This window comes from Paraburkholderia sp. CNPSo 3272 (genome assembly GCF_024206495.1).
Classification (GTDB): domain Bacteria; phylum Pseudomonadota; class Gammaproteobacteria; order Burkholderiales; family Burkholderiaceae; genus Paraburkholderia.
Genome location: NZ_JAMBPQ010000003.1, coordinates 24,557 through 51,425, shown reverse-complemented (window position 1 = coordinate 51,425; position 26,869 = coordinate 24,557). Strand labels below are relative to the sequence as shown.

Genomic DNA, 26,869 nt, shown 5'->3' with positions numbered 1-26,869 from the left:
AATCAATAGCCCCGCTTTCAAGCCCCTCACTCCACACTCTCCCCCCGGCCCTTATGCTGCGCCGCGAGCTTTTCCTGATGCGTTGGCGGCACCGGATCGTAGTGGCTCAACTGGATGCTGTAGTTCCCATGGCCGCCCGCGAGCGAATTCAGTCGCGACTGGTAATCGTTGAGTTCGGCAAGCGGCACTTTCCCCGCAATGACCATGGCCTGCCCGCCCACCGTGCGCGTGCCGTGCACCTGCCCACGCCGCGAGGAAAGATCGCCGATGATGTCGCCCATCGCGGCCTCGGGCGTCATCACCTCGATATCGACAATCGGTTCGAGCACGATAGGCTGCGCTTTCAGCACCGCATCGATAAACGCCTTGCGGCCGGCGGTGACGAACGCCACTTCTTTCGAATCCACCGGATGGTGCTTGCCGTCGTACACAATCACCCGCACGTCCTGCATGGGAAAGCCCGCGAGCGGACCGCTGTCGATCACCTGCAAGATGCCTTTTTCCACCGCGGGCATAAACTGCGAAGGAATCGCGCCGCCTTTCACGGCATCCACGAACTCGAAGCCCGCGCCGCGCGGCAGGGGCTCGACGCGCAGCATGACTTCGCCGAACTGGCCCGCGCCGCCCGTCTGTTTCTTGTGGCGGCAATGGCCTTCGGCTTTGCCGCCAATCGTCTCGCGCCACGCAATCGTCGGCGGACGCGTCACGACTTCGAGTTTGTACTGATCGGTGAGCCGCTCCAGCATGTAGCGCAAGTGCAGTTCGCCCAGTCCGCGGACCACGGTTTCATTGGTCCCTTCGGGGTGGTCGATCTGCAGGCAAGGGTCTTCTGCCGCGAGCTTTTGCAGCACTTCCCACACGCGTTGCTCATTGCCGGGCCGCGCAGGCTCGATAGCGAGACCGTAAATCGGATTGGGAAACGCAGGCGGCGTGAGGTGGATGTTGCCGTCTTCGGGCGCGTCGTGCAGCACGGCGTCGAAGCCGATATCGTCAGCCTTCGCCACCGCGCAGATATGGCCGGGCCCCGCGCGCTGCACCTCCGTATGCTCCTTGCCCTGCAGCATCAGCAGATGCGCCACCTTGAACGGCTGTCGCGCATCACCGATATAAAGCTGGCTGTCGCGCGTCACCGTGCCCTGATGAATGCGAAACACGGCCACCTTGCCGATATACGGGTCCATCACAATCTTGAACACATGCGCGAGCACGTGTTTGTCGGCATGCGGCTCGGCGCGCACGGGCTCCTTGCCTTCCTTGCCCTCGACTTCGCGGTAGAACAGCGGCGGATTGCCTTCGGTGACATTGGGCAAGAGCCGCACGAACACGTCGAGCAGTTGCGCGATGCCCGCACCCGTCGCCGTGGAGGTGAAGCACACCGGCACGAGATGGCCTTCGCGCAACGCGCGCTCGAACGGCTCGTGCAGTTGCTCGGGGCTGATGGCTTCGCCCTGTTCGAGGTACAACTCCATCAGCGCGGGATCGAGTTCGATCACCTGGTCGACGAGCGCATTGTGCGCTGCCTCCACGGAATAGAAATCGGCCTCGCCAGCCGGATTGAAAAAGCAGTCCACCACTTCGCGGCCGCCTTGCGCAGGCAGATTGATCGGCAGGCAGGTCTTGCCGAAGGTCTCCTGGATCTGCTCGAGCAGCCCCGGCAAATCGACCTTGTCCGCGTCGATGCCGTTCACGATGATCATCCGGCACAGCTTGCGCTGCTGCGCGTACGCCATCATGCGCGTCGTCGTCATTTCGATGCCGGTGCGCGCATTGATGACGATGGCTGCCGTTTCCACCGCGGGCAGCGCGCTCATCGACATGCCGGCGAAGTCGGGGTAGCCGGGTGTGTCGAGCAGGTAGACGCGCGTGTCCTGGTGGTCGAGGTGGGCGATGGCGGAGTTGAGGGAGTGGTGGTATTTGCGTTCGAGGGGATCGAAATCGCAGAGGGCGGTGCCGCGATTCACGCTGCCTGGTGCGTGAATCGCGCCGCCCTGGTGCAGGAGTGCTTCGGCAAGCGAGGTCTTGCCGCATCCGGCATGGCCGACCAGAGCGATCGTGCGGATGGCTTCGGGACTGTAATCCATTTGTCGATCCATTGTTGTACAGATTTATCCAGTATGACCCACGGGAGTTTCAAAATTTCACTGTAGAATCAATAGGTTGCCAACATAATCAGTCCGGTTCGATCCATTTTGTTCCGACTGCTGCCATGTGTCCAGTGGGGGGCTAGATGGTGGGCTAGATGGTGGGTCAAATCCTGGGAAATACCCTATGCCGATGCTGACCCACCGCGCGCTGCGCAACCCGAAACCCGGCGACATGCCGCTCATTGATAGTCAGGTACCCGGACTAATGATTCGACCCAATGCTAACGGCGGCAAGTGGGCGCTACGCTACGTGGGCTCCACGACACGTAAGCGCCGTGAAATGGGGGGCTGGAAGCAAGCCGAAGAAACGCGCTGCGGTGGCTCAGTAGCGTGAAAGCGCACCTGGCGCCGCTGCTGGCGCGCCGGGTCGATACGCTCAAGCCGCGTGACTTTTCCGATGCGCTCGCGTCCGCATGGATCGAGTGCCCGCGTGTCGCGGATAACGTCTTTCAGCGTGCTAGCGCAATCATGGAATGGGAGTTCGCGGCGTACCCGGAGCACGTGATGTGTAATCCGGTGCCAAGCGCGCGCTCCTTGCTGCCGAGCAGAAGCGCGTGGCAGTCGAAGCCAAAGCACCGCCCCGCGATCCTGCATACCGATGCACCCGTGTTCATGCGAGCGCACCTTGCGGGCATTGGGCCGCACGAGCTTACGCGCGCGTGCACGTTCGTTCTGCTGCACACGGCGGTTCGGCCGGCCGAGGCACGAGGCATGGAATGGGCTGAGCTCGATCTTGATGGAGGCCGGCGGCTGATCCCCCAGGAGCGAATGAAAGGCGGCGTCGGCGGCACGCATTGGCGTATGAGCGCTGAAATGTGAAGCGAGAGACACTTCGCGAGCCGAAGCGGTCCCTCGCATTTCTCAAAACCGATCATTGGGACGGCGTGTGGTGGGAGAGTCGCGCTATCCCTTCTGCCAGATAACGTAGGCGTTAGTACCCATGGCGTCGACATTGGGCATTTCATCCACCCGCACATGCTGAAAGAAGCCCAAACAATGACTCCATGACGATGTGTCGGGATCGGATTCAATCCAACACGAATACCCCAACCGCTTCCAATCTATCGACCTGTCGTCATTGCAGCGCCAAAGGACCTCTTGGGCGATTGCCTCGCACCAAATCAAAGCATCTTCTGCTGACTCCGCCGCGATGAAAACTCCGGTCGTCGATTCATAGTCTTCGATCACTCCGCGCTCGAATAGCTGTCGGGGTTCAGGCTCGTGGTATTGAAAAATGACGAGGTATTCGTGTGCCATGTCGAAGAAAATTTGTTTAACGACATCAAGTTGTGGCCGGTCGTTGCAGATTGCCGAAGAATCCGGCACAGACGTCTATCGGCCGCTCCTGGCCGTTCGCGGCTAGTTGGTGATGTTGTCGCGTATCGAAGCTGGGTCTTTCGGTTCCCAGTACCCACCGCTACCGTGATACGTTTCCGCGCGCAACCAAAAAGCTTCATTGCAATGCCGGCAGCGAAAATGGTACTCGACGTAGTCGTCCCATGCGGCACCCGCCGCGAGTTTGTCAAATGAGACGGAGACCCAAGGGCTGTCGGGAATCACTTCTACGAGCGTTTTATCTGCGATGTTCTCCGCTGCGATCTGTATCGCTTTGCGTAGCTCTCGAGGATGCCTGATTGCATACCGAACGCGAAGGTCCTCGCATCGGGCGCATGCCACAGAAGACTCCTCCAAGGTTTTTCCGCCTTCAACAGGGATGGCCGGACAGATGCCGGTAGAGGCGACGAACCTAATTGTCGACGATTCATGCGTCGATGTCGAACGGCCGGTTGTGGCCGAACCCGGAAATTCGAAGTCGGATGTCCGGTCCCTCCGACGCTTTGGTCTCGAACTTCCGTAGCCGACCCGAAGCGGTCTTACGCGCTAGCGTCGCAGCGACGGCCGGTTCCAGGGAACAGCGGCCTAGCGCGGGCAAATGGCGAATAACGCCGAGCGGCTTCGGAGGCATCGTTCCCGCAGAGGACAGCTTCTCCGGTTTTCTGCTTCCCCCCTCCAATCGACCGAAATACGGGAATGGAACTCGCAGGCTAGGCCAGACGCTCGATGGCCCGGTCGGCCGGTAAGGTGAGCAATTGACGTAGCGCACTAGCGACGGCACCATCTGTATTGCGCCCAATGTGCGCCGCGTTGGGGAATAGCTCGAACAATTTCGGGTGTGCGTTGCCCATCACGTGGGGATTACCGGCAACGCGCAGCATTTCAACGTCGTTAAGGTTGTCGCCGAATGCCAGCACAACCTCGGGCTCTGCTTCCACCAGTTTCATCACGGACAGCAACGCGACGCCTTTCGAGACACCCCGTGCCATAAGTTCAAGGCAGTCCGGCAAGGAATACGTCGCCGAGACGAATTCGCCATATGTCGACGAAACGGCCTTTTCGACTGTGTGCAGCAAGGCGGGTTCGCCAACGAAGAGGAGCTTCGTCACGCCTTCTCCTGAGAATGCACGAAGGTCAGCGACTCGATATCTGAAGCCGGAATCCTGGTGGAACTCGAGCAGCGCCGGTGCTTCCCGGTCTATGAGCCATTCAGCCGACGTGAAGACATTCCTGACCACTCCATCAGGCATCTGCATGTTGAGGATGGCGCGTACGATCGATGCATCAATGTTCCACTGAGAAACCAGGCAGTCATCCGGCCCGTGCACGAGTGCGCCATTTGATGAGATCGTATATGCGGGCACGCCAATGCGTTCCCGGACGCCCCGGACGTCGACATAGTGCCGGCCGGAAGCAATGACGAAGGCGTTTCCGAGCATATGTAGCTTGCGGAATGTATCGATGGTGTCGGCGGTAACGACGTGATTCTCATTGAGCAGCGTGCCGTCGAGATCGGTAACTATCAAACGATACATGGATTGGAGTCCTAATGACGTTGCCCGGCTCGCAAGCCGGGCGTGAGACAGCTGGATGTTACCAGCTCTTCAGGCCAAGCAGCTTTTCACCCAGTTCGGTGAGTTCAGCGCGTGGGTATTTGCTCTTTTCCCATGCGCGCGGATCACCCGGGAAGGCGTAGCCCTGGGGAACATCGCGTTCCGACCAGCACTTGACGCGAAAGTCGCGCAACGCCTGATTCTCTTCGGCGGCCGGCTCCATCATGATGTACTGTGCCATGCGTACCCGGTTGGCCGATACGTTCGGCCAGATGCCATGTGCAAGCAGGCAGTTGAAGACCAGCATGTCGCCGGGTTCCATGTTGACCTGTGTCGGGTGCAGCCCGGTCATGTCTGGACGGAAGCCGTCGCGGTCATCCGGCTGCGACTTCACCCATTCGTCGAAGCCATAAAACAACTCGGGGACACACTGGAAGCCACCAACTTCCTTGTCTGCCGTCGACAGTGCGAGGACGCCCTGGACGCCCACGGGGCGCGGCCGAAGTTTCGAATCGACATCCCAGTGTACGAAGCCGCTGAACTCGCGACCATTCTTGTTCGGCGGGTTGAGATTGGCCCGATCAATGCTGACCCAAAGCTTTTCGTGGTCCCAGATGTCCACGAATAGGTCATACATTCGTTGATGTGAGCGGTTGTCCCACATCACCTGATTGTTGTAGGCCTCGACCATGCCGCTGTTGTTGAGTTCGGCCATCTTGATGTCCCGGCGCTGCGGACGGAACCAGCTTGCAGGATCGTGGCGGTCGAGCTCCTGAAACTCCCACAGGAAGTCGACCATTCGTTGAACCTGTGCCTCCGGAATGACCGACTTCACGACGATATAGCCGTTGCGCTGCCAGAAGGCGAATTCTTCGGGTGTCAGGACACGCAAAGGCAACTTCTTCGTAAGTGTGGCTAGCTCCGTGTAATCGGCCCCTTGCTTGTTGTTGCCGAGCGCTACTGTTGCATCAGCGTCTGCTGCATACGGATTCATGATGTCACTCCAGTCAAAGGAAATTAAGCGATGGCTTGATGCTCGTTCCGGGCGAGTTGTGCGAGGTGCAGGGCGCCAGCCGCGGCGTCCGCCCGCGGTTCGACAAGTTGTTTGAGCGGTTCGGGGGGAAGGTACGGTCGCAGCCGCGAGCCGAGCCCACCGCAAAGCGCAACCGGAAAGGCAGGCACGGGGGACAGCGCCCGGATCATCGTCGCGATCTCTTCGCCCGCCCCGGCGAGAATCCTCGCGGCGTCAGGATGGTTGGCAAATTCGAGGACCGTCCTTGCCAGCGTCCCGAACGTGGCCGGCGTAGCACAAGCGAGCCAGCCGAAGAGGTCCGCTCGCGTAGCGACGTTAATGGCCGAGCACAGGGCGTGAAAGAAGGCATCCTGGGGATGGCGCCCGTCAAATCCTTTCTGCACCAGCTGTGAAGCCCGCATGCCAATCCACGCGCCGCTGGCCTCGTCCCCTGCAGGGAATCCATAGCCGCCCACTTCGCGACGGGTGCCGTCCGCATACAGTGCTTCGCCGACACTCCCTGTGCCGATGGCGACTATGGCTCCGGGTTTGCCGCCATGTGCGCCGACCAGCGTCGTGAATGCGTCGGTTTCCACGCGGAGGTGCTGCACGTCCGGCGCCAGATCGAGGAAGCGACGCCGCCAATCCGCGTTATGTGCACCGGCCATCCCGATCGCCACGAAACATTCGGACCACGAGAACGTGCGCCCCACGGACGAAAACGCCCTGCCACAAACCTCATCGATTGTTTCCCACGCTGCGTCAATGCCTCGCGACAGCGCTGCCGGCCCACCTGTGGCCGACGCAAACACTCCACTTTGGTCTGCACAAACGACTCTCGTGCCCGTTCCACCTGCATCAATGCCGATCGCCACACCCTTCACGGTCTCCTCCCTTCCATCTTGAAACAATACCACTTGAATACCTTCATTGTTAGCCACTGAAATTCGTTTCGTCAAGGTAAAATATTGGCCATCAAGGAAATCCACGAGGCTGTGCCGGCGTGTACTTAGTGGTATTGTTTCCGCTGGTGTTTACCCGAGAAATATGTGATGGACCGACGAATTCGCCTTTTGACGCTGGATGAGAGCGACGCGACGCCCCTGTACATGCAGCTCGCACGCAAGCTGACGTCTGCCATCGAGGCGGGGCAGTGGCTCGCGGGTGAAGCGCTGCCGTCGGAACGAACGCTCGTTGAGACGTTGGGAATTTCCCGCGTGACAGCCCGGCGGGCGCTGCAGGTACTCGATGAAGAAGGCACGATCCTGCGCAATCGTGGACAGGGCACATTCATCGCGCCCAGGTTTACGCAGCCGCTCTCGAAACTGGACAACTTCACCGAGATGGTCCGGCCGAAAGGTTTCGTGCCGACGAGTGAAGTGACCAGTGCTCAACGGCGTGAGCCGTCACACGAAGAATGCCAGGCCCTTGGGTTGCAGGCTAACGACGAAGTGTTCTCCATCACGCGACTAAGAAAGGCCGGTACGACCATCGTGTCTCTCGACAGCTCGACGCTTCCTGTCGGCGTGATTTCCGACGCGAACGTGCTGGGAGACTCGCTCTATGCCTATCTGGACCGGATTGGAAAACCGGTGCTTCGCGCGGTCCAGCACTTCCGCGCTGCCATCGCTACTGCTGAGCTGTCGCGACAACTCTCAATCAAGGTCGGGGAACCGCTGTTACTGGTAGGCCGGGTGGGCTATACCCACGGTGAAGAGGCGGTGGAGCTCACGAAGACCTGGTGCATCAACGACTACTATGACTTCGTCGTTGAACTGAAGCGCTAGATGTGCATGTTCACAGCGGGTGTTCTACGATCCGGCAGCACGCGCTAATGATCGTCGTCGGATCTCAGTCGACCGCGGTTCATTGCTGGGCGCTTCCAGGAAATCGGCCACGCCAACGGTTCAACATCTGAATGTCGGCGAGGTATCGCAGAGGGCAGCCGCTTTCATGGCGGGTCAACACAGATGGGGAATCGCGGCGCATCTCGCCGCCTCCCACTCATCAGATAAGTGACGGCGATACCATTATCGACGCCGCGTCGTCCCGACTCGGAATCTGCCAGATGCCGATGTCGCTGCTACGACCGGGCCTGAAGGGTGGAACACTCGTATCGGTGCTCGACAAGGTGTCGAAGGACCTCATCGACGTGCATGTAGTTTGGCCGAAGGTGGCGCATCTCCGGCCAAAGGTCCGACACGTTGTCGATACGTTGGTTGGGCTGGCCGCGCAAGGGGCCCTCGACGCACGGCGCGACCGCGGACTCTTTATCGCTTGCTCCATCAGCGACGGCATCAACGCGCGCACCTTTAAATCGTCGACTCCGCATTCCTGGAGGACATGCGCAACGGCATGCGTACGGATAGGTCGTGGCGAGGCAGCTGTGCGCAACTTGCGAGCGCTTGAACTGAGGGGACGAACGGTTCGCTGACGAAGGAAGCAAAGAATTCGTACGGACGCACCACGACGCTCACGCTGAACGTTGTTTGTCCTCTGCGCGTGCGTCCGCAGGCGTATGGCTGTTCGAGGTCGCGAAGTCGAATGTCGAGCGCACGTGCTCCCAGGCCGCATTCAGGTGGCGCCGGACCGCTTCCTCGGCGCCATCCGGATCACGCGCGATGACTGCCGAGACAATGGCCGCGTGACCCGTGTAGTTCATGAGGTCGATCGCCGGTGTGGTGACGATCGAACGCCAGTGGTGATAAAGCCACTGGACGTAGGCATGATGGAGCGCCGGGAAGATCGGGTTGCGCTGCATCGTATAGAAAACGTGGTGGAAGGCAATATCGGTCTCTTCGAACCGGCCTGGGTGTCCGATCGCCGCCTTGTTCGCGGCCAGTGCAGCCTCCAGCTCCACGATATCCTCGCGCCTCGCATGCAGGGCGGCCCAGCGCGCCAGCGCGGCTTCCATGAACATCCGGGTTTCGAAAAGACTCCTGATGCCTTGCTCATTACGCGTCGTCAACTGGGCGACAAAATGGCTGAGCGCGCCCAGGGCCGATTCAAGATCGGGCTTGCAAACGACAGGTCGGCAGCCGGGGCGCGTCTTGATGAGTCCTTTGTTCGACAGGTCCGTGATCGCCTCTCGGACCACGGAACGGCTCACGCCGAAACGCACCATCAACTCGCGCTCCGTCGGCAGGCGCTCTCCAACAGCGATTGTGCCGGACTGGATCATCGCTGCCAGCTGACTGCGCACTTCGGGCGCGCGCAGCGCACTTCCGCCAAGGTTGCGAGACTGATCGGGTTCCATGCGGGCGGTCGCCTGCACCATAGCTACCTCAAAAAATCGATGAATGTCACGCGTCCATTATAAGACGCCTCGCGGCAGTCAGCAGACGCCGGTACGACCATGCATAGCCTCGTCTACCGATTTTGGTAGAGCCAAAAAACGACGCCGGAACGCTCGGCGGCTCGAATTGTGCGAGTTTACCCCAGTTACGCTAATTTCGCTCCAGGACGAAACTACACCTGCCGCAAATTTGGTAGCACCAAAAAAAGGGGGGTGAGATGAGGGAAGGGGCTTCTTCCGCCGTGCAAATGCCGCCCGAGGTCATCGAGGCTCGTGCATCCTCCCCGTTCCAGATTCGACGCTTGCGCTTCGTCATTCCTGGCGTGAACGCGCTGGTGCTCGGTCTCTCCGGCAAGCCGTGTGTTGCCGGGCAGCCTCACCGCGGCACGGCACGATCGCACCAACTTCGTTAGTCATTCAGAAAAAGTATGTCACTACCATCAACGATTCGGCTTCATCCCGCCGACGACGTCGTGATCGCGCGCGTGCAGCTAATTGACGGCATGCAGCTTGCATCGGAAGGTGTCACGGTAACTGGGCTCATTCCCGCAGGCCACAAGGTTGCGACGCGCGACATCGCGAGCGGCTCGCCCGTGCGCCGTTACGGGCAGGTGATCGGCTTCGCTTCCCGGGCCATCCGCGCAGGCGATCACGTTCACGTGCATAACGTGGCCATGGGCGAGTTCGCACGGGACTATGCGTTCTGCGCGGATCTGCAACCCATCGACTACATCGCGCGCCCGGCGACATTCCAGGGAATCGTCCGGCCCGACGGCCGTGTTGCCACCCGAAATTACATCGGCATCCTTACTACCGTAAATTGCTCGGCCACGGTCGCAAAAGCCATTGCGGCCCGATTCGACCGCGCTGCCCTGCGGGCTTTCCCGAACGTCGATGGCGTCGTGGCGCTCACCCACCCAATGGGGTGCTGTATCGATACGAAGGGCGAGGGCATGCGGCTGCTGCAAAGAACGCTGGCCGGCTACGCCCGGCATCCCAACTTTGCCGGTGTGCTCTTGATCGGTCTGGGTTGCGAAGCCAACCAGATTTCCACGCTGTTCGGCGCCCATGCACTGGCCGAAAACGAATTGCTGCGCAGCTTCACGATTCAGGATACGGGCGGCACCTCGAAGACCGTTGCCAAAGGCGTAGCCATCGTCAACGAGATGCTCGAATGTGCCAACCGCATCACGCGCGAACCGGTCCCGGCCAGCCATCTGATTCTCGGCCTCGAGTGCGGCGGCTCGGACGGCTACTCGGGCATTACGGCCAACCCGGCGCTGGGTGCTGCTGCGGACCTTCTGGTAAAGAACGGCGGCGCTGCGGTCCTGTCGGAAACGCCGGAAATCTATGGCGCCGAACATCTGCTGACGCGCCGGGCGCGCACACCGGAAATTGGCCGGAAACTCATTGAGCGGATCCGGTGGTGGGAAGACTACGCTGCCCGCAACCACGGCGAAATGAACAACAATCCGACGCCGGGCAACAAGGCAGGCGGCCTCACGACCATTCTCGAAAAGTCCCTCGGCGCAGTCGCGAAGGGCGGCTCGATGAGTCTGGATGCGGTCTACGAATATGCCGAGCCCATCGACCGCAAGGGATTCGGGTTCATGGACACGCCCGGCTACGACCCGATCTCCGTGACGGGCCTCGTTGCGGGCGGGGCGAACGTCGTCTGCTTCACGACCGGGCGGGGCTCGGCATATGGCTGCGCGCCGGCGCCCTCGCTCAAGCTCTCCACCAACACCGCGCTTTGGAAGCGCCAGGAAGAAGACATCGATCTGAATTGCGGCGAGATTCTCGACGGCCTGGCGAGCGTCGAGGAAATGGGCCAACGCATATTTGAACGGGTGCTGGCGACTGCGTCTGGCGAGAAGACGAAATCGGAGGGGCACGGCTACGGGCAGGACGAGTTCATGCCCTGGTTCGTCGGTGCCGTGATGTAGGACAGCCGTCGCGAAGCGATGCCGGCGATCTCACCCGGCGCGACTCGAGTTGCCGTGGCGTCTGGCAGGCCGCGGCAGGAATATGACTTCGCTCTCAGCAGGAGAAGATTGATGGCCAAGATTGTTGCGATTGATCCGGGGTACTACAGGATCCCACTGGATGCCACCCTCAGCGACAGCATGCACGGCGACATGCGCGCGTTCGAGCTCAATACGGTGCGGGTGCGCGACGCCGATGGCGTGGAGGGCACGGGCTACACGTTTACGTGCGGACGAAACGGAGCCGCGATCCATGCGATCCTGAGCCGCGATTTTCCCGAACTGGTCACCGGGCAGGACGCGGAGCGCATCGAATCCATCTGGAACACACTCTGGTGGGCTCAGCATTATGGCGGTCGGGGCGGCCCGACCGTTCTTGCGATCTCTGCGTTCGACATGGCCTTGTGGGATCTGAAGGCCCGGCACGCGGGCATGCCGCTCTGGAAGCTTCTGGGCGGCAACGATCCACGCGTGCCGTGTTACGCCGGCGGCATCGACCTCGACTTCCCGCTCGACAAGCTGCTCGGGCAGACCGACGACAATCTGGAAAAAGGCTTCCGGGCTATCAAGATGAAAGTCGGCCGCAAGCGCCTCTCGCAAGACGTCGAGCGAGTCAAGGCGATGAGGGAGCACCTGGGCGATGGCTTCCCGCTGATGGTCGACGCCAACATGAAGTGGACCGTGGACGAAGCCATCCGCGCGGCACGCGCTTTCCAGCCGTTCGAACTGGGCTGGCTGGAGGAGCCGATCGTCCCGGACGACGTTGCCGGTCATGCGCGCGTCGTTCGCGAGGGAGGCATGCCGATCGCGGCCGGCGAGAATCTGCGCTCGTTGTGGGAGTTCAGGCATCTGATTGCGTCCGGCGGAGTGACGTACCCGGAGCCCGACGTCACCAACTGTGGCGGCGTCACTGCGTTCATGAAAATCGCCCATCTGGCCGAAGCATTCAATCTGCCCGTCACTTCGCATGGCGCACATGATGTGACCGTGCACCTGCTGGCCGCGGCGCCGAACCGGTCCTACCTCGAAGCACACGGCTTCGGCCTCGATCGCTACATCGCCGAACCGCTGCGCATTGAAAACGGCTTCGCGGTGGCGCCCGACCGACCGGGCCACGGCCTGCAGTTCGACTGGATGGGACTGCAGGCGCTGCAGGCCTGACGATCTCACCCCGCAGCCACCTAATCGCATGAGGAAAACATCACCATGACCGGCAGACTCTCGGGCAAGACCGCCCTGATCACGGCAGCCGCGCAGGGCATCGGCCGCGCCACGGCCCAGGTGTTCGCGCGCGAAGGCGCCCGCGTCATCGCGACCGACATCGACAGCGATGCGCTCGCCACGCTTGCCGGCGCGTCCATCGAACGGCACCGACTGGACGTCACGGATGCGCAGGCCATCCGAACGCTGGCGGCGAGCACGGGTCCGGTTGACGTTCTTTTCAACTGCGCGGGCTTCGTGCACAGCGGCACGCTGCTGGAATGCACAGACGCAGAGTGGGACTTCGCCTTCGATCTGAACGTGCGCTCGATGTACCGGATGATGAGAACGTTTCTGCCCGGCATGCTCGAGCGCGGCGGCGGCTCCATCATCAACATGTCCTCGGTCGCGTCGAGCGTGAAGGGCGCGCCGGGCCGCTTTGCCTACGGCAGTTCGAAGGCCGCGGTCATCGGCGTGACGAAGTCGGTCGCGGCCGACTTCGTCACCCGCGGCATCCGCTGCAATGCGATCTGCCCGGGAACGGTGGAATCGCCCTCGCTCGCCCAGCGCATCAAGGCCCAGGCCGCGGAGCGAAACCTGCCGGTCGAGCAAGTCGAAAAAGGATTCGTGGCCCGGCAGCCGATGGGCCGCGTGGGCCGTGCGGAAGAGATTGCCGCATTGGCGCTCTACCTCGCCTCGGACGAGTCGGCGTTCACGACCGGCCAGATTCATGTCATCGACGGCGGCTGGTCGAACTGAAGCCAGCGGGCTTCCGAAAGGCCGGATCGCCTTGCTCAATCCATAGCACTGCAAAATTTATGAAACTGCTACGTTACGGCCCTGCGGGCCTTGAAAAGCCCGGCGTGCTCGACGTCGATGGCCGGATTCGCGACCTGTCGGGCTTCGTCGACGATGTCGCGGCCGGGACGCTCGCTTGCGCCCAACTCGCGAGGCTCCAGGCACTGGACGTGAGTGCGCTTCCTGTGGTGGGGCCATCGGTGCGAATCGGCCCATGTGTGGGCAAGGTCGGAAAATTCATTTGTATCGGCCTGAACTACGCCGATCATGCGGCCGAGGCGGGATTGCCGGTGCCGAACGAGCCGGTCGTGTTCGGCAAGTGGACGAGCGCCATTTGCGGACCCAACGACAATGTCGAAATTCCACGGGGCTCCGTGAAGACGGACTGGGAGGTGGAACTCGGCGTCGTCATCGGCAAGTCCTGCAAATATGTCAGCGAGGCCGAAGCGCTCGATTACGTGGCCGGCTACTGCGTCGTGAACGACGTGTCGGAACGCGAGTACCAGAATGAACGCGGCGGACAGTGGGACAAAGGCAAGGGCTTCGATACGTTCGGTCCGATCGGGCCCTGGCTCGTCACGAAGGATGAAGTTCCGGACCCGCAGGCGCTCGATCTGTGGCTGGAGGTCGACGGCCGTCGCTACCAGAGCGGCAACACGCGGACGATGATTTTCGGCGTGGCCGCGATCGTGTCCTACCTGAGCCAGTGCATGAGCCTGCAGCCCGGCGATGTGATTTCCACGGGCACGCCGCCCGGCGTCGGACTGGGCATCAAGCCTTCGCCTGTCTACCTGCGCCCGGGGCAAACGATGCGCCTCGGGATCGCCGGTCTTGGCGAACAGCGGCAACGAACGGTCGCGGCCGACTAAGGGCAGCAGGCAGCAAGATCACGGAGACATAAAGGCATGTTGCATCCCGCATTCAAGCAGGCAGGTATTCCTGAAAATAGGTTGTTCATCGGCGGCAAGTGGACGAAGTCCGAGTCCGGCGACGTCATCGAGGTTCAGAATCCCAAGGACGAATCGGTTATCGCGACCGTGTGCAGGGGCACCTGCGGCGATGCGCAAAACGCCGTAGCCGCGGCTTGGGCCGCCTTTCCGTCATGGGCAGCGCTTTCGGCCATTGCGCGCGCGGAGGTGCTTCGCCGATATGCTTCGCTCATCGACGAACACGCCCCGACGCTCGCGCGACTGCTCGTCGAGGAGCAGGGCAAGCCGCTGTCCGAAGCGATGATCGAAGCGGGCGCCACCAGCAAGCTCATCAGGCACGCTGCAGAGAGCGCACACTGGATCGAGGGCGAGATTCTTCCAGGCGACGCCGCGCAGGAGCAGATCTGGATCCAGCGGGTGCCGTTCGGCGTGGTTGCGGCCATGACGGCGTGGAACTTTCCGGCCGCGCTTTTCGCGCGCAAGGTGGGCCCAGCGCTCGCCACGGGCAATACGATCGTCGTCAAGCCTCATGAACTGACGCCACTGAGTACCCTGTATCTTGCGCAACTCGGGGCTTGTGCCGGCATTCCTGCCGGCGTTCTCAATGTGGTGATGGGCGCAGGCCGTGATGTCGGCGCGCATCTCGTTACTCACCCGCAGACCGGTTTGGTTTCCCTTACGGGCAGCACGCGTGCCGGCGGCGAGATTTACGCCGCCGCCGCGGCGCGTCTGAAACCGCTGCGGCTTGAGCTCGGCGGCAAGGCGCCGTTTATCGTCATGGACGACGCCAACGTTGACGCCGCCGTGAGCGCCGCCGTCGCTTCGAAGTTCTTCGCCGGCGGTTCGGTGTGCACGTCGAACGACCGGATGTACATCCACGAACGCGTGCACGATCACTTCATGGAAAGCTTCGTTCGCGCCGTTGCGGCGCTCCGGGTCGGCGATCCGATGACGGACGTTCAACTGGGCCCGCGAGTCAGCCGCGGCGAAGTGGAAAAGCTGCAGCAGATCGCGGCGAGAGCCGAGAGCGAGGGAGCCGAAAAGCTCTGGCAGCACGAGGGCGGTTGCGCGGCGTTCTCGCGTGGCTACTGGTTTCATCCGACGATCTTCTCGGTTCGAAGCAACGACCTTCGAATCATGCAGGAAGAAACTTTCGGCCCCATCATCGCGGCGATGAAGGTCACCGATTTCGAAGAGGCGCTGCAATACGCGAACGAGTCGGAGTACGGTCTCTCTGCGTATGTGTTCACGGAAAACAATGCGCGCATCATGCGCTGCATTAATGAACTGAACTTCGGCGAAATCTATATCAACCGCCCGGGCGGGGAAAGTGTCCATGGTTTCCACACCGGCTACAAGATGAGCGGCCTTGGCGGAGAAGACGGCCGGCACGGAATAGAAGGATTCCTGCGTAAAAAAACGATGTACAACCGGTTCGGTCGCTGAGGTTGCTTCCTTATCCCGTAAAGCATCTGAATCGTTTCTTCCTGCGCTCCATTGGTTTGCCACCCTCATCACATACGCCTATGTCAACACGCCGAGAATTTCTCATCGTTTCCACGGTCCTCACAGGAGCCGCGCTGTTCAGTTCACGCGCACAAGCGGCGCTGCCGCCCCTCGCCGTGAAAGCTTCTTACAAGGTCGGTTTCGCCCAGTCGGAGAGTAACAGTCCGTGGCGACTCGCCGAGACGCGGTCCATGCGCGACGAAGCCGCCAAACGCGGCCACAGACTCGTCTTCTCCGACGCCGCGAGCTCATCGGCCAAGCAGGCCTCGGACGTCAATGCGATGATCGCACAGGGCGTCGACGCCATTTTCCTCACTCCGCGCGAGGACAAGGCGCTCGTTCCCGCCATTTTCTCCGCGCGAGATGCCGGCATCCCCGTCTTTCTGCTCGATCGCGATGTCAGCCATGGCATGGCCCGGCCGGGCCGTGACTATGTCACGTTCATTGGCTCCGATTTCGTGGAGGAGGGGCGGCGCGTGGCCGAGTGGTTGATCGCGAATGCCAACGGCAAGAAAAAGATCATCGAAATCGAGGGAACCGTTGGTTCGTCTCCGGCGAACGACCGCAGGAAGGGCTTCGACGATGCCATCCGCGCGGCTGGCGGTTTCACGATCGTCGCGTCACAGTCGGGCGATTTTTCCCGCGACAAGGGACGACAGGTTACGGAAACGCTGATTCAGGCGCACCCGGACGCCGATGTCCTCTACACGCATTCCGACGAAATGGCGATGGGCGCGCTCGCCGCGCTCGAGGCCGCCGGCCGCAAGCCGGGCAAGGACGTCCTGGTCGTTTCGATCGACGGATCGCGAACCGCCGTCCAGGCCATTGCCGACGGAAAGATCGGCGCGATCTGCGGGTGCAGTCCCTTCTTTGGTCCGAAAGCGTTCGACGCGCTTGCCGATTACGCGGCCGGCAAGCCGGTCCCGCCTTTCATCAAGAACGAGGACCAGTTCTACGTCGCGAGCAATGCCAGAACACTTCTTGCCAGCACGTTCTGAAGCATGGAACAGGGAGACAACGATGCAGCCCACGTCGATCTCAACGGAGCCGTTACTCGACATCCGGCACATTGCGAAGCGCTTCGGCAAGACCCACGCCCTGGTCGACGCAACGTTCTCGATCGGTCGAGGCGAGGTGCACGCGCTCATCGGCCAGAACGGTGCGGGAAAATCGACGCTGATAAAAGTGCTCACAGGCTATTTTCGCAAGGGCGGCGGTGAATTCACTTTCGAGGGAAAACCGTTTCAGGCGAGCTCCCCCAACGACGCTCAGCATCTCGGCATCAGCACGATTTACCAGGAAATCAATCTCATCCCGCTGCGGTCGGTCACCGAGAACATTTGCCTTGGCCGGAACTTCCGGCGCTTCGGCCTGCTCGACTGGGCCGCCATGCAGGAGGACGCAAGACGCCTGCTCGCCCGCTTCGATATCGATATCGACGTGCGCAGGCCGCTTGGAGAATTCAACACCGCTACGCAGCAGATGGTTGCCATTGCACGCGCAACGGGATTCTCCGCTCGGCTCGTCATCATGGACGAGCCGAGCTCGTCGCTCGACGAGCGCGAGGTCGAAATGCTGCACAAGGTCATCGGCCAGTTAAAGGCCGACGGCATATCGGTCATCTACGTGAGCCACAAGCTGGACGAGCTTTACGCGATTGGCGACCGGATCACGGTCATGCGCGACGGGCGCACCGTGAGGACCTGTCCAATCGGTGAAATCAGCCGGATGGAGCTGGTGTCGACGATGATAGGCCGCGATGTCAGCAAGACGGACGGCCACGCCACGGCGTTCAGCCGCAGCGATTCGTGCATCGGCGATCGTGTGCTCGAAGCCCGCGGACTGGCGGCGCCCCGCGGGGTGCGCGATGTCGACATCGAGGTTCGCAAGGGAGAAATCGTCGGCCTCACAGGCCTGCTCGGTTCCGGCCGCACCGAAACGGCTCGCGCGATCTTTGGCGTCGACCGTCTCGAGGCCGGCCAGATGCAGATTAACGGCCGCCGTTACCGGCCGGGGAGCGCCGCCGACGGAATCGCCGCCGGGCTTGGCTTTTGTAGCGAGGACCGGAAAACGGAGGGGATCGTACCGGAAATGAGTGTGGCGGAGAATCTGACGCTGGCGCTGCTTCCGCGCATCAGTCGCCGTGGCGTCATCGATGAAAAGCGCGAACGCGAGATCGTGAACCGGTACATCGATGCGCTCAAAATCAAGTGCTCGGACCCGAAGCAACGGATCAGCGAGCTTTCGGGCGGCAACCAGCAAAAAGTGCTGCTGGCCCGCTGGCTGGCGACAGGCCCGGTTCTGCTGATTCTCGACGAACCCACGCGCGGCATTGACGTGGGCGCGAAGGCGGAGATCCAGCGCGTTATCCGCTCTCTTGCCGCGGACGGTCTCGCGGTCATCATGATTTCCTCCGAACTCGAGGAAGTGACGGAAGGCGCCGATCGCATCGTTGTCCTACGGGATGGGAGGACCGTGGCGGAACTCGCCGGCGCATGCGCGACCGAGGAGCAGGTCATGGCAGCGATGGCGCACGGGCACGAGGCCGGGGAGGCACGGGCATGATGAACCACGCGAGTTCACAGGGCCAGCGCGCCGCCGCGCGCTTGCGCAACTTCGACAGGGCCGCGTTTCTTTCGCGGTACGCAACGTTGATTGCCCTCACGTGCCTGATCGCTTTCAATCTCGTTCATACGCCGAATTTCACGACGATCGAGACGCTGAACATAAACCTCACGCAAGTCGCGGGAATCGTCATCGTTGCCGTCGGCATGACGCTCGTCATCGCGACCGGGGGGATCGATTTGAGCGTCGGCTCGCTGATGGCGATTGCGGGCGCCATTGCCCCTCTCGTGTTCACGGGCAACGCCTTCGGCGGCAATGTGCATTTGGCGGTGGCTGTCGCCGTCGTGGCCGCGCTCGCCGCGGGGGGGCTGCTCGGGCTCTTCAACGGCGTGCTCGTGGCGCGGCTGCGCGTTCAGCCGATCATTGCGACCTTGATCCTCTTCATCGCCGGGCGCGGCCTCGCGCAGGTACTGACCAACGGGAGCGTCCAGACCTTCAGCGTACCGGCGTTCGACTGGATAGGAAGAGGCAGGGCTTTCGGCATCCCGGCCCAGGTGCTGCTCATGGCCGTCATCGTCCTCGTCACGGCATGGTCGCTTCGAAAGACGGTCTTCGGCCGTTACGTCCTGGCGGCGGGCGGCAACGAGCGATCGGCAACGCTGGCCGGCTTGCCGGTCACGCGCATCAAGCTGCTCGTCTACGCGATATCCGGGCTGTGCGCAGGGCTCGCCGGGCTGGTGGTGGTCGCCATCAACTCGTCGAGCGACGCCAACCAGGTGGGCAACGGCATGGAACTGGACGCGATTGCCGCGGTGGCCGTTGGCGGCACGTCGTTGAGCGGCGGCAAGGCCACGATCGCAGGCACGCTGTTTGGCGCGCTGACCATTCAACTGGTGCGCTACACGCTGCTGGCCAATGGGGTGCCGGATGCGGCGGCGCTCGTCGTGAAGGCTGCGATCATTGCATTTGCCGTGTGGCTGCAGCAGCAAGGGAGTCAATCATGAATCGCGCTGTCTTCGTTCGTACCGCGAGCACCTATGGCGTCATCCCTGTCCTGTTCGCACTGGTTTTGTTCGGCGCGATGCGATACGAGCGATTCCTTTCGATTTTCAACCTCATGAGCCTGCTGCGCTACAACTCGATGTTTGCGCTCGTGTCGCTCGGCATGTGCCTCGTCATCATGACGGGCGGCATTGATCTTTCCGTTGGCACGGTTGCGGCGCTGTCGAGCGTCACCTCCGCGCTCGTCAGTCCTCACGGACTGGCAGCGGGGGTGGCGGCGGGCGTCGGAACCGGTGTCGTCGCGGGATTGGCCAACGGCCTGCTGGTTACGCACGCGAGGCTCCTGCCGTTCATTGCGACGCTCTGTTCCATGCTTGCGGCAAGCGGCCTGGCGCTGCTGCTTTCGCGCGGTAATACCGTTTCAGTCGACTACGACAGCGGCTTCACGTTCATCGGGCAGGGCAACTGCCTGGGCCTGCCGATGCCTGCGCTGATTGCCGGGGGCGCCTTCCTGGCGGGCGTCATTGTGCTCAACTACACGGCGTTCGGACGATCGGTGCTGGCCGTGGGCGGCGGCGAGGAAGCGGCCCGGCTGATGGGGTTGCGGCCCGGCCTCACGAAGTTCTTCGCCTACCTCGCAAGCGGGACGCTCGCGGGCCTTGCCGGCCTCATACTTGCCGCGCAGTTCGGCTCCGGTCAGCCAACGGAGGGCGTTGGGTGGGAGCTGTTCGCGATCGCCGCGGTTGTCGTGGGCGGGACACTGCTCACCGGCGGATCGGGCTCCATCCTTTCGACGCTGGCCGGCGTGCTGTTGCTTGGCGTTCTGTTCAACGTCCTGAATTTCGAAAACGGCATGGGGGTCTTCTCCATCTCGGCTTATTGGCAAAACGTTATCCGCGGAGCGTTCCTTCTGGTCGTCATCCTGATCCAGGCGCGACTTGCGGGCCGCCCCCGATAAGCCGTTGCCCGCGACGCCCGGCAGGACGTTTCCGCGATGTTGCAGCGACCTTCGGTTCGCTTTCGAAGGATTCAAAACTTGCAGTATGGGAGACTGGAATTGGCTCGGGAAGAGTTTGACTACATTGTGGTGGGCGGCGGAGCATCGGGCTGCGTAGCGGCTGCTCAGCTCGTGAATCGCGGCGGCTGTCGCGTCCTTCTGCTGGAGGCTGGGCATAGTCACCATCACCCACTGCTGGACATGCCGCCGGGCATCTTCAAGCTGATTCATGGCAGCAAGTACATGCGTTATCACAAAACGATTCCGCAGGAACACCTGGACGGCCGCGCCCACGAGATCCCGCAGGGGCACGTTCTGGGCGGAGGGTCCTCGGTGAACGCCCAGGTGTACATGCGGGGCCGCCCCTCCGATTATGACGAGTGGGACAGCTTGTTGAGCGGTAACGCCGAGAGCGCGGATTGGGGCTGGAATGCCGTGCTCAAGCACTTCCGTTCAATCGAAGGCAACAATCGCTTCAACAACGAAAGACACGGTATCGACGGTCCGCTTCTGGTTTCCGACCCTGGACACGTGACGGATTTTTCGCGCTGGTTCATCCAGGCGGTGCAGGGCATGGGAGAACCGTTCAATGCGGACTTCAACGGTCCGACACAGCGAGGTGTCGGCTTCTATCAGTTCACCAACCGCAACGGCCGCAGAAGCAGCGCCGCCTATGCGTATATCGAACCGCTCAGGAACGATGCGCGCCTGACCGTAAAGCTGAAAGCGGAGGTCCTGCGCGTCGTCGTCGAGAACCGCGCCGCGGTCGGCGTGGCGTACCGCCAGAATGGCGAGGAGAAGGTGGCCTATGCGAGGAGCGAGGTCATCATCAGCGCCGGCGCGCTGGTTACGCCGAAGCTGCTCATGCTTTCCGGAATCGGACCGGCCGCGCACCTGGCGGATCACGGCATTCCATGCGTGGCGGACCTGCCCGGCGTCGGCGCGAATCTGATCGACCACCCGGAGGTTCCCATCACGGCAATCGCCAACGGGAAGCACGGCTACTTCAAGCAGGGCACTGGCTGGCGCATGATCAAGAACGGCCTTCAATTCAAGCTCTTCGGCAGCGGGCCCATACTGACGGCCGGTCTCGAGGCCGGAGCCCTGGTCAACCCGCTCGAACGAGCCGGCGAGCCCACCATCCAGGCCTTCCCGGTTCCCATCGTCTATCTCGACCGGGAGGCACACGATGCACTCGAAGATACCTACGGCTTCACGATCACCACTGTGGTCGTGAAGCCGAAGTCGCGCGGTTTCGTTAAGCTCCGATCGCCCGATCCGGCAGCCATGCCGATCGTTTCGCCTCATCTGTTGAAAGAAGAGGAAGACATGCGGCAAATGATTGCGGGCCAGCGATTTTTCCTGGAGGCGTTCAGATCCGCTCCGCTCGCACGCCATCTGACGAGGATCGCACTGCCCGCGCACGACGACGACGAAAACCTGCGCCGCCACTGCAAACGATTCGTCAAAACCAACTATCACCCGGCCGGCACCTGCAAGATGGGTAGCGATACGGACTCGATGGCGGTGCTCGATGCAAGAATGCGCGTGCGCGGCGTGGAAGGCCTGCGGGTGAGCGACATGTCGGCCGTGCCGAACATCAACGCGGGCAACACCAACGCCCCGGCCATGATGCTCGGCGACCGGTGCGCCGATTTCATTCTCGACTGAGGAGGAGGCCTACCACGCCCCATAAAGAATGTTCTGCAGCGCGTTAAGAACGCGCAACGCTGCCGGTGCATAAAGATGCGATCGCCGCTTTTTAAACGATGGCCCCCCGAACGAAGGCTGGCTAGACAAAGTCCCCTTCGTCCGAGGCGAAACCGAAGCAGGTTACGGCATCAAAACCTTGTCGACGACATGAATCACGCCATTGGACTGCATGACATCGCCGATTGTGACGTGCGCAACGGCTCCCCTGTCGTCGGTGACCGCCCAGCCTTCGCCGTCCCGGGTGACAACGAGGGAGTCACCCTCGACCGTCGTCAGGCGTGCCTTGCCACCGCCGTTGTCGACCGCCATTGCGAGATCGTGCGCGGTAAGCCTGCCGGGCACGACATGGTAGGTCAGCACCTTGACCAGCGTGGCCTTGTTCTCCGGCCTCAGCAGTGTATCGACGGTCCCCGTTGGCAGCGCGGCGAACGCTTCATTGGTTGGCGCGAACACGGTAAACGGCCCGGCACCCGACAGTGTATTCACGAGGCCCGCTGCCTTTACCGCAGCAACGAGCGTCGTATGGTCCTTCGAGTTGACCGCGTTCTGGATGATGTTCTTCGACGGATACATCGCAGCGCCACCGACCTCCACGCTGCCTTCCGTTGACATCGATCCGGCCACCGCAACAGGAGTCACCGTTGCCAGCGTCAGCACCAGGCCAAACGCCGCACCTATCGTCTTAAATCTGCAGATCCGCATTCTGGGTTCCCCCGCATGTGTGTGAAGCCTCCGGACTGGAAGCAATCGTAGATACGGGTTGAACGCGGAAAAAGATGCACCGATTTCTTGGTACAACGAATTGTTAGTTTCCGGTCTCCTTTGTCGCTTACGCCGGACCAACCGGTCCTGCTGCAAGCACCGGTCCCGTCGGCTGCCCGGTCGGCGACCCGCCGTAAGGCTCCACTGAGACGGCCAGGGTCGCCTGCCGGGCCAACTCGGCAAGGTGATCACGAGGCAGTTTCACCACGGTCGCCCGGTCCACTGCAATCAGGCCGAGCGAGACGGGCTTCATTCCCGCAGGAATCACCCACAGTTCCGTGGAGTGGCCGGGGGCGACGGGAACGCTGGCTGTCGGGACAATGACCATACTCGCATGTTGCACGTCGACCGTCGCGGTCCAGGCAGCACCACCGCCAGGGCCCTGCCGTGCAAGACTCGCAACCATATAGCCACGGCCCGATGGTGTGCTCACACCGCCCGGCTGGACCAATATCAGCGAGACGGCCGCGAGCGCCGCAGCGACCGCGGTTGACGTCACGCCAATCCAGCGCCACAGCCGCACACTATCCCACAGTCTGCCGCGACTCCTGAGGCCGCCTTGGGCAGCCAGCCCCAACTCGCGCTGGATGTGAGTCCAGACATGGGGTGGCGGCGGTACGTCGTGAATGTCTTCGCTCAGGGGGATCAGACGTTCCTGCCAGTCTGCGACCGCTTGGGCGATGCGTGGATCGTGCCGCATGGCCCGTTCGAACTCTCGCAATTCATCGGCATCGAGCACGCCCAGCGCGTATTCCGCGCAGCGAAGCTCATCGTCAGGGGGGAGCGCGGACGTGTTCATCGTTCGAGACAGGTTTTCAGCTGCATCAGGCTACGCCGGATCCAGCTTTTCATGGTGCCGAGCGGCACGCTTAACCGTGTCGCCAGTTCGACGTAGGTGGTGCCCCTATAAAATGCTTCCCTTACGAACTCGCCGTGCCGCTCGGGAAGCGCTTGCAGGCACCGCTCCAGCCGCTGACGCTCCTGGCTGCGTTCGGCCAGCGTAGCTGGCGTCGGCGCCTCATCCGCAATGGCTTCCCCGGCTAGCTCGTCCAGATGTTCGGGCCGTTGACGCCTGAGGCGATCGATGGCCCGGTTGCGCGCGATGGCCGCGAGCCACGTGATTGCGCTGGAGAGGCCTGGATCAAACGTGGCGGCTCGCTGCCACACCGTGATATACACATCCTGAAGCACCTCTTCGGCCTCGCCCCGATCACGCAGCATCTTCAGGCAGATTCCGAAAAGCTTCGCCGACGTTTGCCGGTAGAGCGTCGCGAACGAGGTCCGGTCGCCCCGCGCGACAGCCAGCAGAACGTGGTTCAGTTCGTCGCGGTAACGGGCGCCAGGCTCGGGCGGCGCATTGAGCCTGTCGCCCGAGGGATTCGCTTTTGGTGAGTGCATGCTGTTTTCCGGGTGGGGGAATGCTGGAACATGCGACGTGAGTAGTCTACCAGCGTGACGCCCGTCCATCCGTCGTGTGCCATGCAGGTAGTGCCATTGCATCGTGAATGCCTCCGTGGAGTGCCTTTCGCGCTGGTTGACTACGCAACTGCCTGCCAGATCAGCACGAGATTGAGCAGCACGACCACCGCTGCGCCGAGCGACGCGATAATCAGCGTGATCCGGCGATTACGGTGGCGCCCCATGAGGCGCCCGCTTGATGTCAGCCAGATGAGCATCGCCATCGGCACCGGCAGCGCAATGCTGAGCACGACCTGACTCATGACCAGAGCGTTCGTCGGATTCGCGCCCAGTCCGATCACGATGAACGCGGGGACCATCGTCACGAGGCGACGCACCCAGACGGGGATACCGAACCCCACAAAACCCTGCATGATCATCTGGCCGGCGACGGTCCCCACTACCGAGCTGGACATTCCGGATGCGATGAGTGCGGCCAGGAAAAACAGCGCGGCAGCACCGCCGAGGAGGGGCGACAGCGTCTGATAGGCCGTCTCGATCTGCGCGATGTCCGGATGGCCGGCATGGAACGCACCCGAAGCCATGATGACCATTGCCATGTTGATGAGGCCCGCGATGCCCAGCGCGATAACGACCTCACTGTTGGAGAAAGCGATCATCTTCGTACGCTCATGCTCATTGCGGGGCCGAACCCGGTTCTGGGTGAGACCCGAATGAAGGAAGAGAACGTGTGGCATGACCGTGGCGCCGACGATGCCCACCGCCAGTACGACGGCGTCGTTATCCATACGCTGCGGGATGAACGCGTGCGTGAGCACAGCCGGCCACGCAACAGGCGTGATGAGCAGCTCGGCAAGGTACGACAGGCCGATCACGCCAACCAGCGCCGCAATGACCAGCTCCAGCGGTCTGAAGCCGACGCGGTCCAGCTGCAGAAGTCCATAGGTGATCAGTGCCGTCAGTACCATCCCCACCATCAACGGCAGATGCAGCAGCAGTGACAGTCCGATCGCCCCACCAACGAACTCGGCCAGATCGGTCGCCATCGCCGCCATCTCGCTGATTGCCCACATGGCGATGACGACCGGCCGTGGCAACGTTTCCCGGCACAGTTCAGCCAGGTTGCGGCCTGTCACCAGCCCGAGTTTGGCGGAAAGCATCTGGAACAGCATGGCGATAGCGTTTGCGAGTACAACAACCCACAGCAACGAATAGCCGTACTTCGCGCCCGCCTGGATATTGGTCGCGAAGTTGCCGGGATCCATGTAGGCGATCGACGCGACGATGGCGGGGCCGGCAAACGCCAGCATGGCCCGGGGCGCCCGGCTGTGACCCGCGAGCACCTCGTGGACGTCAGCGCGCGCCTGCTCGGTAAGCGTGCGCGGCGCGGCAAACTGATCAGAAAATTCGTTCACGGTATCTCCTTCCCGGTGTCACACGCGTTCGGAATCTGAGGGAGTTCCGGCGACGGGCCTGCGGGCGTCGCGCAGGGGCCGCCCGCCGCGGAAGCTTCAGCGCCTTGACGTCAGGCGCTCATGTTGAGCGTTCCGTTCACGCCATTCGGGAAGAAGCCGCCCTTGACGGCCATCGTGCTCGTCAGATAGACGATGTTCAGCACTTCGGCATACGTGCGGCTGAAGGCAATGCCATTGCTGTCTACCGGCACGATGTTGGAGGAACCGGGCGTAGTGCCGGTGATGCCCTGGTCGTCATTGCCAACCGTATCAAGGCTGTCACGCGCCGCGGAAATCGCATTGGCTGCTGTGATCAGGCTGGACATATCCAGGCCTTTCGCGAACAGCGAGGTACGCACAAGCCCCGCGTGATAGGCCTCGGTCGCGAGAATGCCCGCCGCGGCCTGCAGGAATGTCTTGTTCGAAAGCAGCGGTGACGCGCCGTGGTAGGCCGTCACCCCGACGTCCTCAAAGATGAACGCGCCCAGCAGGAAATTGTTGTCACTGGCATAGGGACTGAACGGGGCGCCGGCGCCGACCAGGCCGGCTGCGCGCGCCGCGACGGAAAAAGCGCCATTCGGATTGGTGCCGCTGATATCGATGACGGGCTGGGCGACGGCGGCGGAGCCGAGAGCGCTGCGCAGAAACGCGACGTGCTCGCGCTCGTCATTGGCGATTTCGTTGGCGTAGGCCTTGACCAGCGGATCCTGGAACGGCACCTGCTGACCGGCTATCACGGCCCCCTGGTTCCCTGCACCGGTCAGCATGCCGGCGGGCAAGCCGGCGCCCGTCGTTGCGTACGTATAGAACTGGGCCTCGAGGTATTCCAGATTGAGTGCGAAGTTCAGGATGTCTTCGTCGGTTGGCGCGCTGGGGCTGGCCGAGGCGCTGACGCCCGAGCCGCCGCCGCACGCGCTGATGATCGTTCCGCCGACCAGTCCGAGCCCAAGGCCGCCGGCATTCCTGAAGAATTGCCGCCGCCTGAGACGCCGGTCGGTACGACGGTCAAAAGCGTCGATAAGCTGTGCAGATAAATCGTCTGACATGACCATACTCCTCGCAAGACGTGGAGGGATGCCGCATGATTCGCAACGCAGGCGCCGACAACAGCAAGCCGTACGCGGGGCGGTAATCCGAATCGCGGACACAAAGACAGCTCATCCTTCGGTAAAAGGCAGGCAAGGTCTCAGGACGAGTGGG

The 26,869-nt window shown here is 62.1% G+C and carries 24 protein-coding genes; 13 read left to right on the top strand and 11 right to left on the bottom strand.

What is annotated here, in order from left to right; translation table 11 throughout:
- Positions 1–26: 26 nt before the first annotated feature.
- A complete protein-coding gene (gene fusA, locus M3I53_RS04635; RefSeq protein ID WP_254314786.1) occupies positions 27–2,081 on the bottom strand; it encodes an elongation factor G in 2,055 nt (684 codons plus the stop codon).
- Positions 2,082–2,474: 393 nt separating this feature from the next.
- Between fusA and M3I53_RS04630 the strand changes: the two genes are divergently transcribed.
- Complete coding sequence (locus M3I53_RS04630; RefSeq protein ID WP_254314785.1) at positions 2,475–2,963, top strand: hypothetical protein; 489 nt, start codon at positions 2,475–2,477, stop codon at positions 2,961–2,963.
- An 84-nt stretch (positions 2,964–3,047) separates the two neighbouring features.
- On the opposite strand, the gene M3I53_RS04625 is transcribed toward M3I53_RS04630, so the two are convergent.
- The 4 genes from M3I53_RS04625 to M3I53_RS04610 all read right to left on the bottom strand — a co-directional run bounded on the left by M3I53_RS04625 (position 3,048) and on the right by M3I53_RS04610 (position 7,033).
- Positions 3,048–3,470 carry a hypothetical protein gene (locus M3I53_RS04625; protein ID WP_254314784.1) on the bottom strand — a complete coding sequence of 141 codons (423 nt, stop codon included), beginning with the start codon at positions 3,468–3,470 and terminating at the stop codon, positions 3,048–3,050.
- Positions 3,471–4,189: 719 nt separating this feature from the next.
- Positions 4,190–5,014, bottom strand: coding sequence for a Cof-type HAD-IIB family hydrolase (locus M3I53_RS04620; protein ID WP_254314783.1), 825 nt, complete (start codon positions 5,012–5,014; stop codon positions 4,190–4,192).
- Between the two features lie 58 nt (positions 5,015–5,072).
- Positions 5,073–6,026 carry a phytanoyl-CoA dioxygenase family protein gene (locus M3I53_RS04615; protein ID WP_254314782.1) on the bottom strand — a complete coding sequence of 318 codons (954 nt, stop codon included), beginning with the start codon at positions 6,024–6,026 and terminating at the stop codon, positions 5,073–5,075.
- Between the two features lie 23 nt (positions 6,027–6,049).
- Positions 6,050–7,033: a BadF/BadG/BcrA/BcrD ATPase family protein gene (locus M3I53_RS04610; protein ID WP_254314781.1), complete on the bottom strand. Its 984-nt coding sequence runs from the start codon at positions 7,031–7,033 to the stop codon at positions 6,050–6,052.
- 63 nt (positions 7,034–7,096) lie between these two features.
- Between M3I53_RS04610 and M3I53_RS04605 the strand changes: the two genes are divergently transcribed.
- Positions 7,097–7,831, top strand: a complete 735-nt coding sequence (locus tag M3I53_RS04605; protein ID WP_254314780.1) for a GntR family transcriptional regulator — start codon at positions 7,097–7,099, stop codon at positions 7,829–7,831.
- Between the two features lie 131 nt (positions 7,832–7,962).
- The gene (locus M3I53_RS04600; RefSeq protein ID WP_254314779.1) at positions 7,963–8,478 is read left to right on the top strand and encodes a LysR substrate-binding domain-containing protein; all 516 of its coding nucleotides are present in this window, start codon (positions 7,963–7,965) and stop codon (positions 8,476–8,478) included.
- 39 nt (positions 8,479–8,517) lie between these two features.
- On the opposite strand, the gene M3I53_RS04595 is transcribed toward M3I53_RS04600, so the two are convergent.
- The gene (locus M3I53_RS04595) at positions 8,518–9,321 is read right to left on the bottom strand and encodes a FadR/GntR family transcriptional regulator (protein ID WP_254314778.1); all 804 of its coding nucleotides are present in this window, start codon (positions 9,319–9,321) and stop codon (positions 8,518–8,520) included.
- Between the two features lie 446 nt (positions 9,322–9,767).
- Here M3I53_RS04595 and M3I53_RS04590 point away from each other — a divergent pair, with 446 nt between their 5' ends.
- The 10 genes from M3I53_RS04590 to M3I53_RS04545 all read left to right on the top strand — a co-directional run bounded on the left by M3I53_RS04590 (position 9,768) and on the right by M3I53_RS04545 (position 21,992).
- The gene (locus tag M3I53_RS04590; protein WP_254314777.1) at positions 9,768–11,285 is read left to right on the top strand and encodes a UxaA family hydrolase; all 1,518 of its coding nucleotides are present in this window, start codon (positions 9,768–9,770) and stop codon (positions 11,283–11,285) included.
- A gap of 111 nt (positions 11,286–11,396) precedes the next feature.
- A complete protein-coding gene (locus M3I53_RS04585) occupies positions 11,397–12,485 on the top strand; it encodes a mandelate racemase/muconate lactonizing enzyme family protein (RefSeq protein ID WP_254314776.1) in 1,089 nt (362 codons plus the stop codon).
- A 45-nt stretch (positions 12,486–12,530) separates the two neighbouring features.
- Positions 12,531–13,283 carry an SDR family oxidoreductase gene (locus tag M3I53_RS04580; protein ID WP_254314775.1) on the top strand — a complete coding sequence of 251 codons (753 nt, stop codon included), beginning with the start codon at positions 12,531–12,533 and terminating at the stop codon, positions 13,281–13,283.
- Positions 13,284–13,342: 59 nt separating this feature from the next.
- Positions 13,343–14,191 carry an ureidoglycolate lyase gene (locus M3I53_RS04575; protein WP_254314774.1) on the top strand — a complete coding sequence of 283 codons (849 nt, stop codon included), beginning with the start codon at positions 13,343–13,345 and terminating at the stop codon, positions 14,189–14,191.
- A gap of 36 nt (positions 14,192–14,227) precedes the next feature.
- Positions 14,228–15,697 (top strand): aldehyde dehydrogenase family protein, encoded by a 1,470-nt coding sequence (locus tag M3I53_RS04570; protein ID WP_254314773.1) that lies wholly within the window; start codon positions 14,228–14,230, stop codon positions 15,695–15,697.
- A gap of 80 nt (positions 15,698–15,777) precedes the next feature.
- A complete protein-coding gene (locus M3I53_RS04565; protein WP_375542469.1) occupies positions 15,778–16,755 on the top strand; it encodes an ABC transporter substrate-binding protein in 978 nt (325 codons plus the stop codon).
- Positions 16,756–16,777: 22 nt separating this feature from the next.
- Entirely contained in the window at positions 16,778–18,322 is a 1,545-nt protein-coding gene (locus M3I53_RS04560; RefSeq protein ID WP_254314771.1) for a sugar ABC transporter ATP-binding protein, read from the top strand.
- Entirely contained in the window at positions 18,319–19,326 is a 1,008-nt protein-coding gene (locus M3I53_RS04555; RefSeq protein WP_254314770.1) for an ABC transporter permease, read from the top strand. Before M3I53_RS04560 ends, M3I53_RS04555 begins: the two co-directional genes overlap by 4 nt.
- Entirely contained in the window at positions 19,323–20,282 is a 960-nt protein-coding gene (locus tag M3I53_RS04550; protein WP_254315095.1) for an ABC transporter permease, read from the top strand. The genes M3I53_RS04555 and M3I53_RS04550 overlap by 4 nt, the downstream gene beginning before the upstream one ends.
- 36 nt (positions 20,283–20,318) lie before the next feature.
- Positions 20,319–21,992 carry a GMC family oxidoreductase gene (locus tag M3I53_RS04545; protein ID WP_254314769.1) on the top strand — a complete coding sequence of 558 codons (1,674 nt, stop codon included), beginning with the start codon at positions 20,319–20,321 and terminating at the stop codon, positions 21,990–21,992.
- A 162-nt stretch (positions 21,993–22,154) separates the two neighbouring features.
- Here the strand turns inward: M3I53_RS04545 and M3I53_RS04540 are convergent, their stop codons facing one another.
- The 5 genes from M3I53_RS04540 to M3I53_RS04520 all read right to left on the bottom strand — a co-directional run bounded on the left by M3I53_RS04540 (position 22,155) and on the right by M3I53_RS04520 (position 26,715).
- Complete coding sequence (locus M3I53_RS04540) at positions 22,155–22,646, bottom strand: fasciclin domain-containing protein (protein WP_254315094.1); 492 nt, start codon at positions 22,644–22,646, stop codon at positions 22,155–22,157.
- 217 nt (positions 22,647–22,863) lie between these two features.
- The gene (locus M3I53_RS04535) at positions 22,864–23,595 is read right to left on the bottom strand and encodes an anti-sigma factor domain-containing protein (protein ID WP_254314768.1); all 732 of its coding nucleotides are present in this window, start codon (positions 23,593–23,595) and stop codon (positions 22,864–22,866) included.
- Positions 23,592–24,194, bottom strand: coding sequence for a sigma-70 family RNA polymerase sigma factor (locus tag M3I53_RS04530; protein ID WP_254314767.1), 603 nt, complete (start codon positions 24,192–24,194; stop codon positions 23,592–23,594). Before M3I53_RS04530 ends, M3I53_RS04535 begins: the two co-directional genes overlap by 4 nt.
- Before the next feature lie 140 nt (positions 24,195–24,334).
- The gene (locus M3I53_RS04525) at positions 24,335–25,630 is read right to left on the bottom strand and encodes an Nramp family divalent metal transporter (protein ID WP_309249483.1); all 1,296 of its coding nucleotides are present in this window, start codon (positions 25,628–25,630) and stop codon (positions 24,335–24,337) included.
- Positions 25,631–25,740: 110 nt separating this feature from the next.
- A complete protein-coding gene (locus M3I53_RS04520) occupies positions 25,741–26,715 on the bottom strand; it encodes a ferritin-like domain-containing protein (protein ID WP_254314766.1) in 975 nt (324 codons plus the stop codon).
- Between the last annotated feature and the right edge of the window lie 154 nt (positions 26,716–26,869).